Below are 15,174 nucleotides of genomic sequence, written 5' to 3'. Positions count from 1 at the left end.
CGATGGAGGATTTCCTCGGTGGGCTTTTGGATCGGATTGAACAGACAGGCGCTAGCTTCACGCAAAGCGCCTATGGGGTAGTTGGCAGCGAAGTCGCGCCGCTTCTAGCCGTGCTATTGATCGCCTACGTCGCCTACTATGGTCTTCAACTGATCATGGGGACGGCTCGGGTCAGTGTCGGCGAGGTCATCAGCCGCGTGGTCAGGATGACGCTGATCGTTGCTTTCATAAACTCATGGGGTAACTTCAACACATTCTTCTACACCTGGCTGAGCGATACGCCGGAAGATGTTGGCCGCGCCATTCTAGCTGTGAGCAACACAGGCATCACGGAGCCGACGAACGGCCTGTCGATGATCTGGGAAACGGCCAATAAAGCGGCGGGGGCCTTTGCCGAGCAGGCCGGATATTTTTCCGTTCTCCCGGCAATGGTCGGTTTCCTCATCATGTTTTTCGTCGGCGTGTTTATTGCCGTCGCTCTCGCGATCCTTCTGCTCGCTAAAGTCATGATGTGGGTGCTGCTAGGAACCGCGCCGATTTTCATCGCATGTTTGTTGTTTCAATCCACCCGAAGCTACGGAATGGCATGGTTCCAAAGTGTGCTGATGTACGCGCTTATTCCGTTGTTCGTTTACGTAGTTGCTGCGTTCCTGATCTCCGCAATGGATCCAGAGTTGACGAAGGTCACTGCGGCGGCCGACCAGCGCAGGCTTCAACTCGATGATGTCGCGGCATTCCTTCTTTTGTGTGCTGCCGGTGCCTTTGTCCTCTTCAACATTCAGACGCTAGCTCAGGGGATCACGGGCGGCGTTGCGGCCGGAATCGGTCAAGTGGCGCGAACTGTCGGGGGCCTGACAGGCTTCAGTGCTCCAGCTGCAATGCTAACCGGCGCGCGTAGTGCCTCCGGCACAGCTGGCCGACTCGGCATGGAGGCACGCGAGCGGACACAAGCCGGCATGCGCGAAAATATTCGAAATGCAAGTGCGAATGCGATGCAAAATCGCATCAGTAGCAACAGCGTGCCGCGCTAAACGCAGGCTGTTCAGAGGGGTTTAAGGGCTAGACCATGGCAGATTCAAACGAAGCTCTCAGGAGCTATTTTCAAGATGGCGATAAATGGGAACAGGAGATCGTAAAGAAGGCAAATCGCTCAAGGACATTTGCTTGGTTCGTTGCCATGATAATGAGCGCCATCACCCTTATGTCGCTCGGGACATTGGTGATGTTGGTGCCGCTCAAGAGTTTCGAACCTTACATCGTCGAGGTCGACAAAAACACCGGCTACATTGAGGTGAAGACCGGGCTCACGCGCTCTGCAAACCTCACTGACCAGCAGGCCGTTACTCAGGCCAATGTGGTCCGTTACATCCGCTCGCGCGAGGGTTATGACCCGTTTGCGATACAGCAAAACTTCGGAATTGCCGCCCTCCTTTCAACGGCAGACGCCGCTAAGGAGCTCCAAGACGAATGGAGCGCGGCCAATCCGAACAACCCAGGCAGGCGCTTGGGCAGGAACAAGAAAATCACCGTGGACGTTAAGTCGGTCACGTTCTCGAACGCTAGCACCGCGCTGGTCCGCTTCTCGACCACCGAAAGCTCTGAGAGCGATAATATCACACGGCACTACATCTCTGTGGTCCGCTTCCGATACACGGATACGCCGGAGCGCAACGAATGGCGTTTTGAAAACCCCCTTGGCTTCCAGGTCTACAACTACCGACGCGATCAAGAAACGGTTACGCCTGGAGCAGCAGGATGAAAGTCAGACTATTTGTCACTGCGGCCTTCATGGCCGTGACGATGAGTCACGCCTTCGGCGCACAGCAGCCTAGACCCGGCACGTTGGATTCACGCGTTACGAGTGTTGTCTACCAGCCGAATAACGTGGTGAAGGTCTCTGCGACCTACGGCATCTCAACGATGATCATTTTTGATGAAGATGAAAAGTTCGAGACGATCTCGCTTGGCGACACCGATAGCTGGCAGGTCGCACCGTCTGAGAAAGGCAACATCCTATTCGTAAAACCAATTGCGAAAGGTGTTTCTACGAACATGAATGTCGTGACATCCAAGCGGATCTACTTCTTGGAGCTGAATGACTACGCGCCGACAGACGAACGGAAGGTCTTCGGTATCCGTTTCGTATATCCGGAAAAGGATTTGAACGCATCTCTGCGGAAAGAGGCAGAGTTTCGAGCAGCAAATCCGAACATCAGCAATATCGACAAGGCAAACGTCAACATCGACTACTCATTCTCGGGTGACTCCGCTTTGAAGCCGTCGATGGTCTTCGATGATGGGAGGAAGACGTTCTTCAAGTTCAAAGGACGCGTACCTGCTATTTTTGCGGTCCAGTCTGACTTCTCTGAGACCCTTCGGAATTTCAGAAAGGAAGGCGAATATATCGTCGTTGATGGCACGGCGACACAATACACGCTGAGAGACGGCAACCAATGGACCTGCATTTTCAATCTTCGCAAGCCCGATTTTGCGGCCCCTGACCCCGACATCATGGCCCCGAAACCTGATCCGGACGCGAGCAAGCGCAGAAGGAGCGGCAACTAATGAAGCGCAGCCCCGAACTTGAAGCTATGGCGCAAGCTGACGAAACGGATATCAGCAACAAGAACGCGAAACGAAACCAGACGGCAGGCATGGCTGCTCTGGTGATTTTCGGTGTTATCGCTGCATACATGGTCCTTGCGACCTCGAAAGATGAGCCGCGGGATAATTCTCAGTCGGATGAGGAGTTTCGGACCACAACGTTCCGGCCGCCCGGCTTCGTACGCGATGGGGAGCCGCAACCCGCTCCGGAGCAGCCAGTCGTCGTCCTACCGCCACCTCCGCCTCCTCCGCTGCCACCCGAACCGCCAGCTGATACGACAACGTTCAACGTGCCACCGCCACCAGTGGCCCCGCCTCCCACTGTTGAGGCTCCTAAAGTCGAGGAGTTTCCCGAGCGCTTCAGGTCAAAGCTGATTACTATGGACCAGAATCTGGGGGGCAACGCGAACGGATCGCTGGACGGATCGGCAGGCGGCCCGCCATTGACGGTTGCCGGCGAGGACAAGAATAGCCAGTATCTCTCGTCCGCGAGCGCGATCGGCGATCGTAGCGCCAAGGCCCGACAGCTAAAGCGCCTCGACGTTTTAGTACCAGAGGGCACGCTCATTCCAGGAATTCTGGAAACAGCGATCGTCAGCGATCTTCCCGGGCAGATCCGCGCTATCACCTCCCAGGATGTCTACTCGTTCGACGGTCGGCGCGTGATCATCCCTACAGGCACCCGCCTGCTCGGCGAATACCAGTCGGAGGTTACGCGTGGACAGAAGCGTATTTTCGTCGTGTGGACACGCCTGATCCGTGACGATGGTGCCAGCGTGAGGCTGAACTCCATCGGAGCCGATAGCCTCGGTAGATCTGGATTGACAGGTCACGTTGATAACAAGTTCCGGGAACGCTTCGGCGCGTCTATCCTTCTCTCGATCGTTGGTGGCGGCGCAAGCTATCTGACGGGATATGGAAGCGAACAGAGTTCAGGTTCCAACAACGACGATGCGCAGCGTGGGGCGGATCTCGCTCGCGAGACGATCGCACAGACGTTTAGCGACATGGCAAACACCGTGCTTTCGGAAAATCTTCGTATCCCTCCAACGATCAGCGTCCCACAGGGCGAACGCATCTTCATCTTCGTGCGCCAAGACCTCGATTTCAGCGACATGTACGACGATCCGGTTACAGAAGCGATGAAGGAGATCAAACGTGAACGCTCCGGCAGGTGACCCACTGGTTCATGATCCCCACTATTTCCTGACCCGTTCGTTGGAGCCCATCAGGCCATTTCTTGATGATCCAAAGGTTGTCGAAATCGCGATCAACAAGCCGGGCCACGTTTACGTGGAACGGTTTGGCGCGGACCATATGGAGCATCATCTTATCGATGTTCTGACCGCGCAAGAGATAGAGAACATCGGAGAACGCGTCGCCGCCTCAACAAAGCAGTTCTTGAACCAGGCCAATCCAATCCTAAGCGCGGCGCTGCCCACTGGTGAGCGCATTCAGGTCGTTTTACCGCCCGCGGCTCCTGACGGAGGATCCATTACCATCCGAAAGCAGGTCGTCCAGAATTTCTCTCTGGAAGATTACAGGGACAACGGATCGCTGGATAAGGTGTCGGTTGCCGTGGGGGGATTGAGCGACGTCGATCGCGAGCTCATTCGATATCTGCGCGAAGAAAAGATCTACGACTTCATCCATACTGCAATCACGAAGCGGGTTTCGATCCTTATCAGCGGCGGCACGTCCTCGGGCAAAACGACATTCTTAAATGCCTGCCTCAATTCAGTTGAGCTGAACGAGCGCATCTTGACGCTCGAAGACACGCGGGAACTTTTTCCGCCACAGAAAAACGCAGTCCACTTGGTTGCTTCCAAAGGTGGGCAAGGCACGTCCAATGTGACCATTCAAAACCTGCTCGAGTCGGCACTGCGCATGCGTCCTGACCGCCTTTTCGTGGGCGAGATCAGAGGCGCTGAAGCTTTCTCTTTCCTGCGCGCCATCAACACCGGTCATCCGGGTAGCATGTCCACAGTTCATGCGGACACCCCTATGGGGGCATATGAGCAACTTGCCATGATGATGCAGCAATCCGGCATGTCGGCGGGCTACTCGAAGCAGGACTTAATGTCCTACATTCAAATGGTGATCCCGATCGTCATCCAGCTCCGCCGCGAAGGAGGCAAGCGCGGCGTTTCGGAGATTTTCTTTGCAAGAGATGAAGCATGACGAAGGGCTTCAAAGCCGTCTATCTAGCGTTTTGCCTCGCGGTTGCCTTTGCGGCCTGGATGCTTGGATATGGCGCTGGCCTCCACCTGTTTTACGGCGACGGCAGAATCCTCGATACAACGATACGAAGCAATCCTTTCGCGCCAATCCAACAGTTCTGGGCTTACAGCGATAATCCTACCCTGCAGAAGGTCGCCCTGGGGTCGTTGGTGCCTGCGTTCGTGATCGCCGCAATTACTGCCTATCTCGGCCTTAGACCTGTCACGAGCCCGTTAGGGGACGCCGCTTTTCAGGACATCGCGGGTTTGCGAACGGGGAAATGGTTCGGCAAGAAGGGGCATATTTTCGGTCGTTTTGGAAGCAAGGTCCTCCGGGCGCAGGACGATCGCCATCACCTGATCATCGGGCCGACAAGGTCCGGTAAAGGTGCCGGTTACGTTATTCCGAATGCTCTCATGCATGAAGGCTCGATGATCGTTACCGACCTAAAGGGAGAGGTCTTCAAGGCGACGGCCGGCTATCGGAAGAGGAATGGCAGCCAGGTTTTCATTTTTGCACCGGGCTCCGAGCGCACGAACAGCTATAATCCCCTGGATTTTGTGCGACCGGAACGGGGCAATCGAACCACCGACATTCAGAACATTGCCAGCATTCTTGTTCCGGAGAACACGGAGTCTGAGAATTCGGTATGGCAGGCCACCGCGCAGCAGGTCCTCGCCGGCGCGATAAGCTACATTCTCGAAAGCCCCTTCTACCGGGACCGCCGCAATCTGGGCGAAATCAACTCGTTCTTCAACAGCGGCGTAGACCTCCAGGCCTTGATGAAGCACATCAAGGAGAAAGAGCCCTACCTCTCGAAATTTACCGTCGAGAGCTTCAACTCATATCTTTCCCTGTCTGATCGAGCCGCTGCATCAGCGCTTCTGGATATCCAGAAGGCTATGCGACCTTTCAAGAACGAACGGGTTGTTGCCGCAACAAACTTCACGGACATGGATCTTCGATCCATGAAGCGGCGGCCTATAACAATCTACCTCGCTCCGAACATCACTGACATCACGCTTCTCAGGCCCTTGCTGACCCTGTTTGTCCAACAGGTCATGGATATTCTCACGCTTGAGCACGATCCAAACTCCCTTCCTGTCTATTTCCTGCTCGATGAATTTCGCCAGCTGAAACGCATGGACGAGATCATGACGAAGCTGCCTTACGTGGCCGGTTACAAGATCAAGCTCGCATTCATTATCCAGGACCTGAAAAACCTAGATGAGATATATGGAGAGACCTCGCGGCACTCACTCTTGGGGAATTGCGGCTACCAGTTGATCCTTGGTGCAAATGATCAAGCGACGGCCGACTACGCGTCACGAGCTCTCGGCAAGAGGACCATTCGCTACTCGTCGGAGTCTCGCACAATCGAGATCATGGGACTTCCACGGCGGACGAAGGTCGAGCAAATTCGGGAGCGGGACCTCATGATGTCTCAGGAAGTCCGGCAAATGCCAGAAAACAGAATGATCCTGTTGGTAGAGGGCCAGCGTCCAATTTTTGCTGAAAAGCTTCGGTTCTTTAATACCCAGCCGTTCAAGGCAGCTGAGGCCTATGCCCAGGCTCACATCCCAAGTGTCCCGGATATAGAGTACCTTCCATCGAAGCCGGTCCCGGCGACGACTGCAGAATATGAGAATGCTGGAAACACAGCCCCGGTAGCTGAGCCTTCGGCTGCAGTCCAAACGAACATGCCGGAAGCTGGGCTCGCTCAAAAAGAGCCGGAAAAGCAGATTCCTGCAACGGAGTCGCTAAAACTCGCTGAAGTAACAGCGCCGGCCGCCATTCCAGCGAAGCGTATCGTCAATCCAGCAGCATTGACCTCGAAGGCCAAATCCACACCCGCAGCCGGACCTAAAGCCCCACGGAAGCGCACCAGCGCAGCGTCGAATGCCATCGCACGGCGAGAAGAGATCGAAGCGCTGCATTCCCTTGCTGCACAAAGGCTTCGCGAGCAGGTCGAGAAAAACAGCGTCGGAAAGAACCCGACTAAGCGAAAGAATATCATGGACGTGTTCGCTGCAACCGTTCCAGACCCAGAGACAGCCTGAATATGAAACGGCCCTAAGAGTTTCGCTCTTAGGGCCGGTAAGAATCTACTTGCTCGGGTAGAAGGCCTAAAATGGCCAAAAGCTAGCGAGATACTGGCCAATGTCTCCAAGCCAGATCGCGGTCGCGTCATACCATCCGACGACTGTCTGATACGCAAAGCCGATAGCAGCAAGAGCAGCAACAAAGCCAAAGATCGCGCCGATGCCTTTTCCTACGGCTTCGTCCGACTTTCTGTTCTCCGTCTGAATCACGTATCGCTCTGTCATGGCCTATTACCGCTCACGATCGTCTCGATCGCGGTCCCTCTGTTCGTTTTGCTCGCGCTCAAGTTCTTCAAGACGAGGCACGTGCTGCTGCGCAGGGTCCGTTCGCGTGGTTTCCCCTGCTTTCTGTCCCTCACGCTCTTGTTTTACACGATCTTGCTGCTTGTTTGTAGCCTCGATCGTATCGGCCAGCTCGTGCGCCTCGCGCTCGTTTGGAAGTTGGCCCTGCTCCTCTTCCGCATCAAGCTGAAGGTCGCGCTGACGATCGTCAGGAACATCAGACGTGGAAACGGTTTTGTTGGTCGTGCTTTCGTCTGACCGACCGTCTTCGCGGTCGATTTTTTCGACTTCGCTGCGAAGCTCTGGATCCTCGATAGCGACATCGCGAAGGTAGGCGTTTCCGTCGGCCGCGAGCTCGGCGGCACGCCGAAGCGCTGACCTGAACCCGGTCTCGTACATTTCGAGGTCTTCTTCAGAAAACTCGCCCGACTGAACCAGCGCGATACCTTCTCTGAAATGCTCGACATCGATCATCGCATCATTGCCTGCCTCAACAATCGCTTCGCCATGCTTGGCAACAGCCTCATTCCACTTCTTGCTGACCTCGTCAGCCTCGTTGGCGAGGCGTTGGGCGTCATCGCGGACAGCGTCAGTGGCGACGGCTCCCCTACGTTCATCCGCTCCCCCACGCTGGTCCATGGCGCCAGCAAGTGGTTCCCGATCGGCCTCGTTGCCAATCCGTCTGTCGCCAACGCGCTCGGTAAGCTCGAGCATTTCGCGGCGCAGATCCACAATTTCGCGGGCCGTAGTTGCAACCTCATCGAAACCGCCCCTGTCATCGGGGCCAGCGCTTCGCTCAAGTCTAAACAGAGCTGTTTCAACAGTCTTTTCGTATGATTCAAACTCCTGGCGTGTCTGCTCGCGCATGTCCTCTGCCTCCAAAAGCATCTTTTGCAATGATATCATATTTGTACGGAAATCGCCGCCGAAATCCGAGTGAACGACTGTTGAATTGCTTGCAGATTCGAGCTCTCTGAGCCCGGTCTCAATGACATCACGATGTTCAGCTGCAAATGCTACAGTCCGCCTATCACCGGAAACAGCAGCTATCTTTTGCCACGTCTCCTGAGCCTTGACCGTGTACTGCCGGCTGCGATCACTTGACGCGACAGTGCGCCGCCCTGATCGCTTGGCATCGTAACGAGCCTGAGCGGGCTCACTTGTTCCAATGTGCTCGGTCCTACCGTCGCAGTTGACGGCTCTGACCTGGTTACGCGTGTACGCAGGCGCTGAGGCAAACTCCCGTCGATCTGTCATTTCCATATTGATGCCGTGATCGCGCGCCTTCTCGGCCATCACTTCACGCCATTGGCGGAAGGTTGCCGGCGTTGTCTCGATGCGGTCCCCGGCTTCTGATCGCATCGTGACGATAGCATGAGCATGGACATGCGGACGCTTGCCGCCCTCCCCTGCTTCCTTGGTGTCGGTTTCAGGGTCGTGCATCGCAAAGACGTACCGATGTCCAGCAAACTGGTCAGCGAGGAAATCTCGAACCGCGCCCTCAAAGGCTCCCGCATCGGTTCCGGCACGGGCCGACATGATGACATGCATCACATCACGGCTCTTGCGGCTATGAAGCTCTTCGCGCCACTCCTTTTGAACGAGATCCCCGGCCCCTTTACCGTCTGCTATTAAGCGACCGCGATCGTCCCGAACCTCTGCATTGTCCTCGACAAGCTCCCGAACCTTCGTAGTGCCGTAATCGACACCGTTTCCATAGCCTCCGAAGGAAAACCTCGCAGCGCCCTGACCTGCGACGGCGCTAGCGTCAAAACTTTGCTGCACGATCCCGGCGGCCTTGGCGTCGGCTGTAAGCCTCTTACCCTGCCCGCTTCGTAGAACGACAAGGCCATCAATCGTCAATGAACCATCAGCGCGCTCCGCAACGGCATAAGCATACCGCCGGTCGCCAAAACCGCTCGATAGGATACCTCGCACCCGGCCATGCAAATCCTCTCCACCAGCATTGGCCGCGACCTCCACCGAGAAGCTTCCAATATCTCGGCTCTCCGTCCGGTTCTGAAACAGGTGGTTCCAGTCGCCCCGAACACGAGCAAGATCTTCACGGCCTTCAAGTTTCTCGCCGTTTTCATTCTCTACCTTCAACTCACCGCCACGCGAGACGTAGTTGAGCATCGACCCGACGCGTGCGCCGCCGCCATAGGAGGCCATTTTCACAACAGCTGGCTGACTTCCCTTCGCGACGCTAGTAAGACGCGCCTCCATCGGACGGCTGGAAGCCGCCGCAATACCAGAAGGCATGGAGATCCGGGGAAACTGCATGCGCGGCATCCGCATAGGCTTAGCCTTGGGTCCGCCTCCCCCACGCTTAACTTCCTTTATCTGATGAACGTACTTGAAGAGGTTTTCTTCGGATTGCTGAGCCTTTCCCCCAAGTGACATTTCGTGCAGAAGCACCGCGCGCTTCTGCTCCCATTCGCTTGTGAACACTCCGAAGAAGAACTCCATTGCTATTCCTCCCCACGTCGCTGGTAGCCAGCACGCCTTGAAAGCGATCGAAGTTCAAGCATTACAGCAGCCTGAGTGGACTGGACGTTGGCGAGATTTATATCCAGTTCGCTCGGATGAACGGCCTTACCGCTGTTCAAGGCTCGGGCGACTTGGTTCAAGTTCACGCCGATCTTGCGCATATCTTCCAGCAAAGCCGCCATGATAACGCGGTCATCACGCGTCAATATCGGCCGAACGCCTGCGCCCTCAAGCAGAAGCGAACGGAAAAATGCCGACACGCTCATATCAGCCGCTTTGGCTGCCTCCTCGATTTTTTCATGTTCGGTATCCGTAACGCGCACGTTTACGAGCCGGTCTTTGCGGGCTTTAGTCGCAGACGTCACCAAACTGTTTTCACTCATCAGCCAAAGGCCTTTCCAGAGCAAAGCGAAGGCATCGAGGGCCAGTCCCTCGATAGTAGCACTCAAAATGTAAAACATTTTTGCGTATCCTGCCATCTTTTAAGACTAGAAAAATTACAACCCCCTCCATCCAACTTCTTCCCACTGATACCGACGCTTACGCATCGGCTTCAAAGCATTGAAACGCTCACCAGGGTTCACCGCCAAAACCGCTAAGAAGCCCTTAGTATGGCAGCCGTACTCACCCGCAAGGGACGCTCCGCTCTACGCCCTTGCGGCTTCCGTTCGCCTACCAAAATCGGCCTTCACGCGGCTCCGGGGTTCACCACTCGAACAGGTCACACGAGAAAACCACACGAGAGGTCGTGTGGTTGTCCAGTTGGCCTTTTTCCGTGTCTGTGACAACATGAGTAGGTCGTACGTCATGAGCACTGCGCCATACCGTGTCGTGCGGTCGCAGCGTGGTTCCGATCTCAACAAGTGTGTTGACGAACTACACGCGAGCACCCTATTTTCCCGTAGTAGGTTCGTGTCTCACGTTTCTGTTGTGAGAACGCATCGTGTTTCACTGCCGTCGTTTAGATCCAACAACAGTGCGTGTTGACCTGGGCATCCAAAAGACCGCGAGACAGAAGGGGTGCTCCGACTTTTTCGTGGTTCGGGGGCTCACCAGTCTCTTCGGGTAGACAAAGGGATAGCTATGGCGATTTATATGTCCGCAGTGAGCGGCAAAGGCGGCGCAGGAAAAACGACTGCTGTCATCCTGCTGGCCGGAGAATTTGCCCTGGAAGGCAAGACTGTCCTGCTCATTGATGCCGACGGTAGGCAGAATCTCTCGACGTGGTTCCAGCGGTCGATTGATAAGGACTATCAACCAGACGGCATAACTCTTGTCACGGCAGCCCAGGACGCCGGTATTCGGCATATACTCGACCGGGACGCCGAAAAATATGATGTGGTGATCATGGACTCCCCCGGTCAGGATACCGTCACGAGGGATACGATCATCGCGGGCTCTCATGTTGTGGTTACGCCGGTCCAGCCATCGCAGGACGAGATTCTTGCCGCAGGGCAAGCCGCAAGCGACGTGGCGGAAATGAGTGATCGGGTAGGCCGGGACATTCCCCACCTCATTTACAGGACGCGGATAAGCATGCCGAACCGCGCCCTCGAGGAATATCGATTGATCCGCCCGTTCGTCGCCAACCTTCGCTCGGGCGGCTACAATTCGCATCTGCTCGAAACTGAACTTGTCGAACGGAATCCCTATCGAGAGATACGAACTGGCTATGGCACCCTCCAGATGCTCGAGCTCACGGAACCCGTGAAAAAGGCCCGGGCTGAAGTTCTTGCCCTTAAGCAGGAAGTCGAAGGCTTCCTCCAGACCAACGGTGAGCGTCCGGTGAGCCGGTTTTGGTCGTGTGCATAATTGGCGCAAGTTACGTCACAGATGAATCATTTGTGACGTAACAGGGTATGAATGGCCAAGGTTGAGATCCTGACGGGTGCGGAGCGACAGCGGCGGTGGTCGACAGAACAGAAGCGTTCGATATTGCGCGAAGCGTTCAGCGCGGATGGCAGCGTGTCGGATGTGGCACGTCGGCACGACGTTCTTCCACAGCAGATTTACGCCTGGCGAAGGAAGCTCTCGCCACCCGAATTGAAACCTTCAGAGACCGTATCGTTCGTCCCGGTGTCGCTTGTCGGGGGAGCTGAGAGCTTGAGTGACGGCTTCAAGAGGAGCGGCGCTCGGTCTCGATGGAAAGGCGTTGAAATTGTCCTGAGGAATGGCCGCTTGCTGAGAATTGCGGCTGACATGGATCTTGAGGTGCTGTCCTCACTGGTCGCTTGCGTGGAGGCGGCATGATCGGGCCTTCCGGGAATGTACGGGTCTATCTGGCCTGCGGGGTAACCGATATGCGGCGTGGCATTGATGGTCTATCGGCGCTGGTCGAAACGGTCGTGAAGGAGGCACCGAGTTCCGGTGCGATCTTCGGCTTCCGCGGCAAGCGCGCTGACCGGATCAAGCTTCTCTGGTGGGACGGTCAGGGGTTCTGCCTGTTCTACAAGGTTCTGGAGCGCGGATACTTTCCGTGGCCGACGGCGAAAGAGGGCGTAGCGCACCTGACGCAGGCGCAGCTTTCCATGCTCGTTGAGGGGATCGACTGGCGCCGCCCGGCGTGGACGTCCGCTCCTGGTCGAACGGGGTAAAAGCTATATTTTGCAGGGAGATCCGGGGCAAAAAACTGGCGTTTTTGGCGCAAATCGGCTACCTTTGCGGGTATGGAAACAACGCCGCTGGACAGTCAGGACGAGCTATCTGCTTTGCGCGCGCTCGTCGCCGAGCAGGCGGCGAAACTTGAGAGCCAGGAAGCCGAGGTCATCAAGCGCGACTCCATCATCGGGCTTTTACGCGCGCAGTTGGAACTGCTCCGCCATCGGCAGCACGGCGCTTCTTCGGAAAAGGTCGACCGGAAGATCGAACAATTTGAGCTGATGCTGGAGGAGATCGAGGCCTCCCGTGCCGAGGCTGAACTGCGCTCCGGGAAAACTCCTCTGCCGGAGTTGGACCACGCATCCGAGAAGCCGAAGCGCAAGCCATTGCCCGATGGTCTTCCAACCGAAGAGCTGGTCTATGCGGCGCCCTGCAATTGCCCGACCTGTGGTGGCACTTCGTTCCTGAAGGCGGCCGACAGGGTGGTCCAGGTGTTGGAGCATGTGCCGGCGTCGGTCAAGATTGTCCGTCATGTCGAAAAGCGCATGATCTGCAGGGAGTGCGACACGACGGTAGCGGGTGAGATGCTGACCCTGCCGATCGAGCGCGGCAAACCCGGGCCGGGATTGCTGGCCCATATCATGGTCGCCAAATTCGACGATCACATTCCCCTCTACCGCCTGTCCGAGATGTACGACCGGTTGGGGATAGACATCTCCCGATCCGTGATGGCGGACTGGGTCGGTCGCGTCTCCGTTCTACTGGCTCCTCTCATCTTGCTGATCAGAGCCCATATTGCCGCGGTCGACCGAATACATACGGACGATACCCCGGTCGATGTTCTCGACCCCGGGCGAGGAAAGACGAAGACCGGCAGGGTCTGGGTCTATGTCTTCGATGGAAGCGGTTACCAGGACCCCACTCCCGGCGCGATCGCCTACTACTATAGCCCTGACCGCAAGGGCGAGCATCCGGCTGACCACCTCGCCACCTTCAGCGGTGTGATGCATGCCGACGGCTATGGGGGCTACAAGAAACTCTACGGCAACCAGATCATCGAAGCCGCGTGCATGGCGCATGTGCGCCGCAAGTTCCATGATGTGATCAAGCTGAAGCCGTCTCCGATCGCTGAGGAAGCGTTGTCGCGGATCGGAGCGCTCTACGATATCGAGGATCGTATCCGCGGCATGCCGGCTGACGAGCGGCGTACCCTGCGCCAACAACATGCCAGACCCATACTGGGAGAGTTGAAGGCCTGGATCGAGGATACGCTTCCGACGCTGCCACAGAAGCAGAAGCTGGCCGAAGCAATGCGATACGCCCTCTCGCGATGGACAGCCTTGAGCGTTTACATCGACGATGGCCGGGTCGAAATCGATAACAACATCGCTGAACGGGCCATGCGTCCGCTTGGAATCGGAAGAAAAAACTGGCTGTTCGCCGGCTCCGACAAGGGCGGCGAGCGCATCGCCAACATACTGACCATCATCGAGACTGCCAAACTCCATGGCCACAATCCGGAGGTCTATCTCACAGACGTGCTGACCCGGATCCAGGATCACCCCAAGAACCGACTTGAGGACCTGTTGCCCTGGAACTGGACACAGGCGAAAGACCGATACGAGGCGGCGTGATGGCACGATCGAGGTTCATCTATACGCTGAAAGAGGTCGCCAGTATGATCGGCGAGAACCTCGAACTCATCGAGGAGGTGACCGCCAACTCGGACAATATCGCCGGGGGTGAATTGGTTTATGTGCGCGATGGCAGTGAAGATGGCACGAAGGGTCTGACCGAAAATGGAATCGACGACCTTCAAAATCTACTCGCCGACATCAGGACCTGGGATGGTGGTATCCGCCAGTTCCTCGTCGACGAAAAATGCGATCCCGAGCTCATCGAGCGAGTCATGGCAGATGAGGTGAAGCGCGTCCCATAGATTCCTTCAACCACGCCATAATTCGTTCGCCGGACGCTCACGACCAACGCAAGGAGTTGATGCAATGGTGAAACGCGATACAAGCGTTACAGATTTCGCGGTTGCGCCTCGTAAGCCGCGTCAGGAGTTACCAGCCGCTCAGGTTATGCCCCTAAAGGCCCCACAGGACGCGCTTGTCGCACCGGGGCCTCCGTCACAAGAAGTAGCCATCAACACCGTCCCGGTGGGCCGGGAAAACATCGTTGCCCCTGATCGGGCAGAGATTAAGCCGGCGCCGGAACAACGCGCCGGAAATTTGATTTCGCCCGATGAGGAGGTTCGCCGGGAGCGCACCACGACGCGGGCACTCCGTCAGGAGGCATCACGTGTCCGCCTGCAGGACCTGAAGCAGACGAAGGCAAGGGAAAGCAAGCACTTCGTGAACTGCCCCTTGGACTTCGACACGAAGCAGCGCCTTGCCCGCGCCGCTGTCGAGAATGAAATAAAAATGACGGTCATCATCAAAACGGCCATAGACCAATATTTACGGGACAACGGGTATTGATCCTCGACCCAAAATTCCTGATTGCTGTCGCCTTGGGCGGAGTGCTCGGAGTTGTGCTCGCACCACAAGCGGCATTGGTCGGTATAGACCTACCCGCCCTGAAACATTCCATTTTGGCGCGAACAATGAATGTGAGGGATTTAACCGATAAGGGCGACTGGCCGACTGACCAAGCGGCCAAGGAGCAACTGTTTATCGTATCCAAATGGGATATAGAAAACTACGGCTCTCAATCGTCAGTTCATGTTGATCGCTGTATTAGCATATCCCGAAACGCTATCGCATGTGAAATGACTGCGAAACTCGGTTGGATCAAAGAAAATACCCAATTGGAAGGGGTCTTCGAGCGAAAAGATGAGGTTTTGGCTCTAGTTTCCCTTAGAGCAAAATAGCTG

General features: G+C 56.2%; 16 protein-coding genes. 13 read left to right on the top strand and 3 right to left on the bottom strand.

Annotated features, from left to right (window positions below; all coding sequences use genetic code 11):
* Positions 1-2: 2 nt before the first annotated feature.
* From ACSQ8R_RS31810 to ACSQ8R_RS31785, 6 genes are read left to right on the top strand one after another with little or no spacing between them, the layout of a single operon-like run.
* Positions 3-1,031: a type IV secretion system protein gene (locus tag ACSQ8R_RS31810; RefSeq protein ID WP_436257375.1), complete on the top strand. Its 1,029-nt coding sequence runs from the start codon at positions 3-5 to the stop codon at positions 1,029-1,031.
* Between the two features lie 35 nt (positions 1,032-1,066).
* Positions 1,067-1,759, top strand: coding sequence for a virB8 family protein (locus tag ACSQ8R_RS31805; RefSeq protein ID WP_436257374.1), 693 nt, complete (start codon positions 1,067-1,069; stop codon positions 1,757-1,759).
* Positions 1,756-2,565, top strand: coding sequence for a TrbG/VirB9 family P-type conjugative transfer protein (locus ACSQ8R_RS31800; protein ID WP_436257373.1), 810 nt, complete (start codon positions 1,756-1,758; stop codon positions 2,563-2,565). The genes ACSQ8R_RS31805 and ACSQ8R_RS31800 overlap by 4 nt, the downstream gene beginning before the upstream one ends.
* A complete protein-coding gene (virB10, locus tag ACSQ8R_RS31795; RefSeq protein ID WP_436257372.1) occupies positions 2,565-3,782 on the top strand; it encodes a type IV secretion system protein VirB10 in 1,218 nt (405 codons plus the stop codon). The genes ACSQ8R_RS31800 and virB10 overlap by 1 nt, the downstream gene beginning before the upstream one ends.
* Complete coding sequence (gene virB11 / locus ACSQ8R_RS31790) at positions 3,763-4,785, top strand: P-type DNA transfer ATPase VirB11 (RefSeq protein ID WP_436257371.1); 1,023 nt, start codon at positions 3,763-3,765, stop codon at positions 4,783-4,785. The genes virB10 and virB11 overlap by 20 nt, the downstream gene beginning before the upstream one ends.
* Positions 4,782-6,884, top strand: coding sequence for a type IV secretory system conjugative DNA transfer family protein (locus ACSQ8R_RS31785; RefSeq protein ID WP_436257370.1), 2,103 nt, complete (start codon positions 4,782-4,784; stop codon positions 6,882-6,884). Before virB11 ends, ACSQ8R_RS31785 begins: the two co-directional genes overlap by 4 nt.
* Before the next feature lie 66 nt (positions 6,885-6,950).
* On the opposite strand, the gene ACSQ8R_RS31780 is transcribed toward ACSQ8R_RS31785, so the two are convergent.
* From ACSQ8R_RS31780 to ACSQ8R_RS31770, 3 genes are read right to left on the bottom strand one after another with little or no spacing between them, the layout of a single operon-like run.
* Positions 6,951-7,151, bottom strand: a complete 201-nt coding sequence (locus ACSQ8R_RS31780; protein WP_436257369.1) for a hypothetical protein — start codon at positions 7,149-7,151, stop codon at positions 6,951-6,953.
* Positions 7,152-7,157: 6 nt separating this feature from the next.
* Positions 7,158-9,677, bottom strand: coding sequence for a relaxase/mobilization nuclease domain-containing protein (locus ACSQ8R_RS31775; protein WP_436257368.1), 2,520 nt, complete (start codon positions 9,675-9,677; stop codon positions 7,158-7,160).
* Positions 9,678-9,679: 2 nt separating this feature from the next.
* Positions 9,680-10,081: a plasmid mobilization protein gene (locus ACSQ8R_RS31770; protein WP_436257451.1), complete on the bottom strand. Its 402-nt coding sequence runs from the start codon at positions 10,079-10,081 to the stop codon at positions 9,680-9,682.
* A 700-nt stretch (positions 10,082-10,781) separates the two neighbouring features.
* Here ACSQ8R_RS31770 and ACSQ8R_RS31765 point away from each other — a divergent pair.
* The 7 genes from ACSQ8R_RS31765 to ACSQ8R_RS31735 all read left to right on the top strand — a co-directional run bounded on the left by ACSQ8R_RS31765 (position 10,782) and on the right by ACSQ8R_RS31735 (position 15,171).
* Positions 10,782-11,510: a ParA family protein gene (locus ACSQ8R_RS31765; protein WP_436257367.1), complete on the top strand. Its 729-nt coding sequence runs from the start codon at positions 10,782-10,784 to the stop codon at positions 11,508-11,510.
* A 51-nt stretch (positions 11,511-11,561) separates the two neighbouring features.
* The gene (gene tnpA, locus ACSQ8R_RS31760; protein WP_436252705.1) at positions 11,562-11,948 is read left to right on the top strand and encodes an IS66-like element accessory protein TnpA; all 387 of its coding nucleotides are present in this window, start codon (positions 11,562-11,564) and stop codon (positions 11,946-11,948) included.
* Positions 11,945-12,292, top strand: coding sequence for an IS66 family insertion sequence element accessory protein TnpB (gene tnpB / locus ACSQ8R_RS31755; RefSeq protein WP_132442462.1), 348 nt, complete (start codon positions 11,945-11,947; stop codon positions 12,290-12,292). The genes tnpA and tnpB overlap by 4 nt, the downstream gene beginning before the upstream one ends.
* 72 nt (positions 12,293-12,364) lie before the next feature.
* On the top strand, positions 12,365-13,930 hold the full coding sequence (gene tnpC / locus ACSQ8R_RS31750) for an IS66 family transposase (RefSeq protein ID WP_436252704.1): 1,566 nt from the start codon (positions 12,365-12,367) through the stop codon (positions 13,928-13,930).
* The gene (locus tag ACSQ8R_RS31745; protein WP_436252703.1) at positions 13,930-14,235 is read left to right on the top strand and encodes a hypothetical protein; all 306 of its coding nucleotides are present in this window, start codon (positions 13,930-13,932) and stop codon (positions 14,233-14,235) included. Before tnpC ends, ACSQ8R_RS31745 begins: the two co-directional genes overlap by 1 nt.
* A 64-nt stretch (positions 14,236-14,299) precedes the next feature.
* Complete coding sequence (locus ACSQ8R_RS31740; RefSeq protein ID WP_436257366.1) at positions 14,300-14,779, top strand: hypothetical protein; 480 nt, start codon at positions 14,300-14,302, stop codon at positions 14,777-14,779.
* A complete protein-coding gene (locus ACSQ8R_RS31735; RefSeq protein ID WP_436257365.1) occupies positions 14,776-15,171 on the top strand; it encodes a hypothetical protein in 396 nt (131 codons plus the stop codon). Before ACSQ8R_RS31740 ends, ACSQ8R_RS31735 begins: the two co-directional genes overlap by 4 nt.
* Positions 15,172-15,174: the final 3 nt, after the last annotated feature.

The sequence above is a fragment of the Neorhizobium sp. LjRoot104 genome (genome assembly GCF_964253725.1).
Classification (GTDB): Bacteria; Pseudomonadota; Alphaproteobacteria; order Rhizobiales; family Rhizobiaceae; genus Neorhizobium.
The sequence above is the reverse complement of the archived record's forward strand: the minus strand, read 5'-3'. Positions and strand labels throughout refer to the sequence as shown.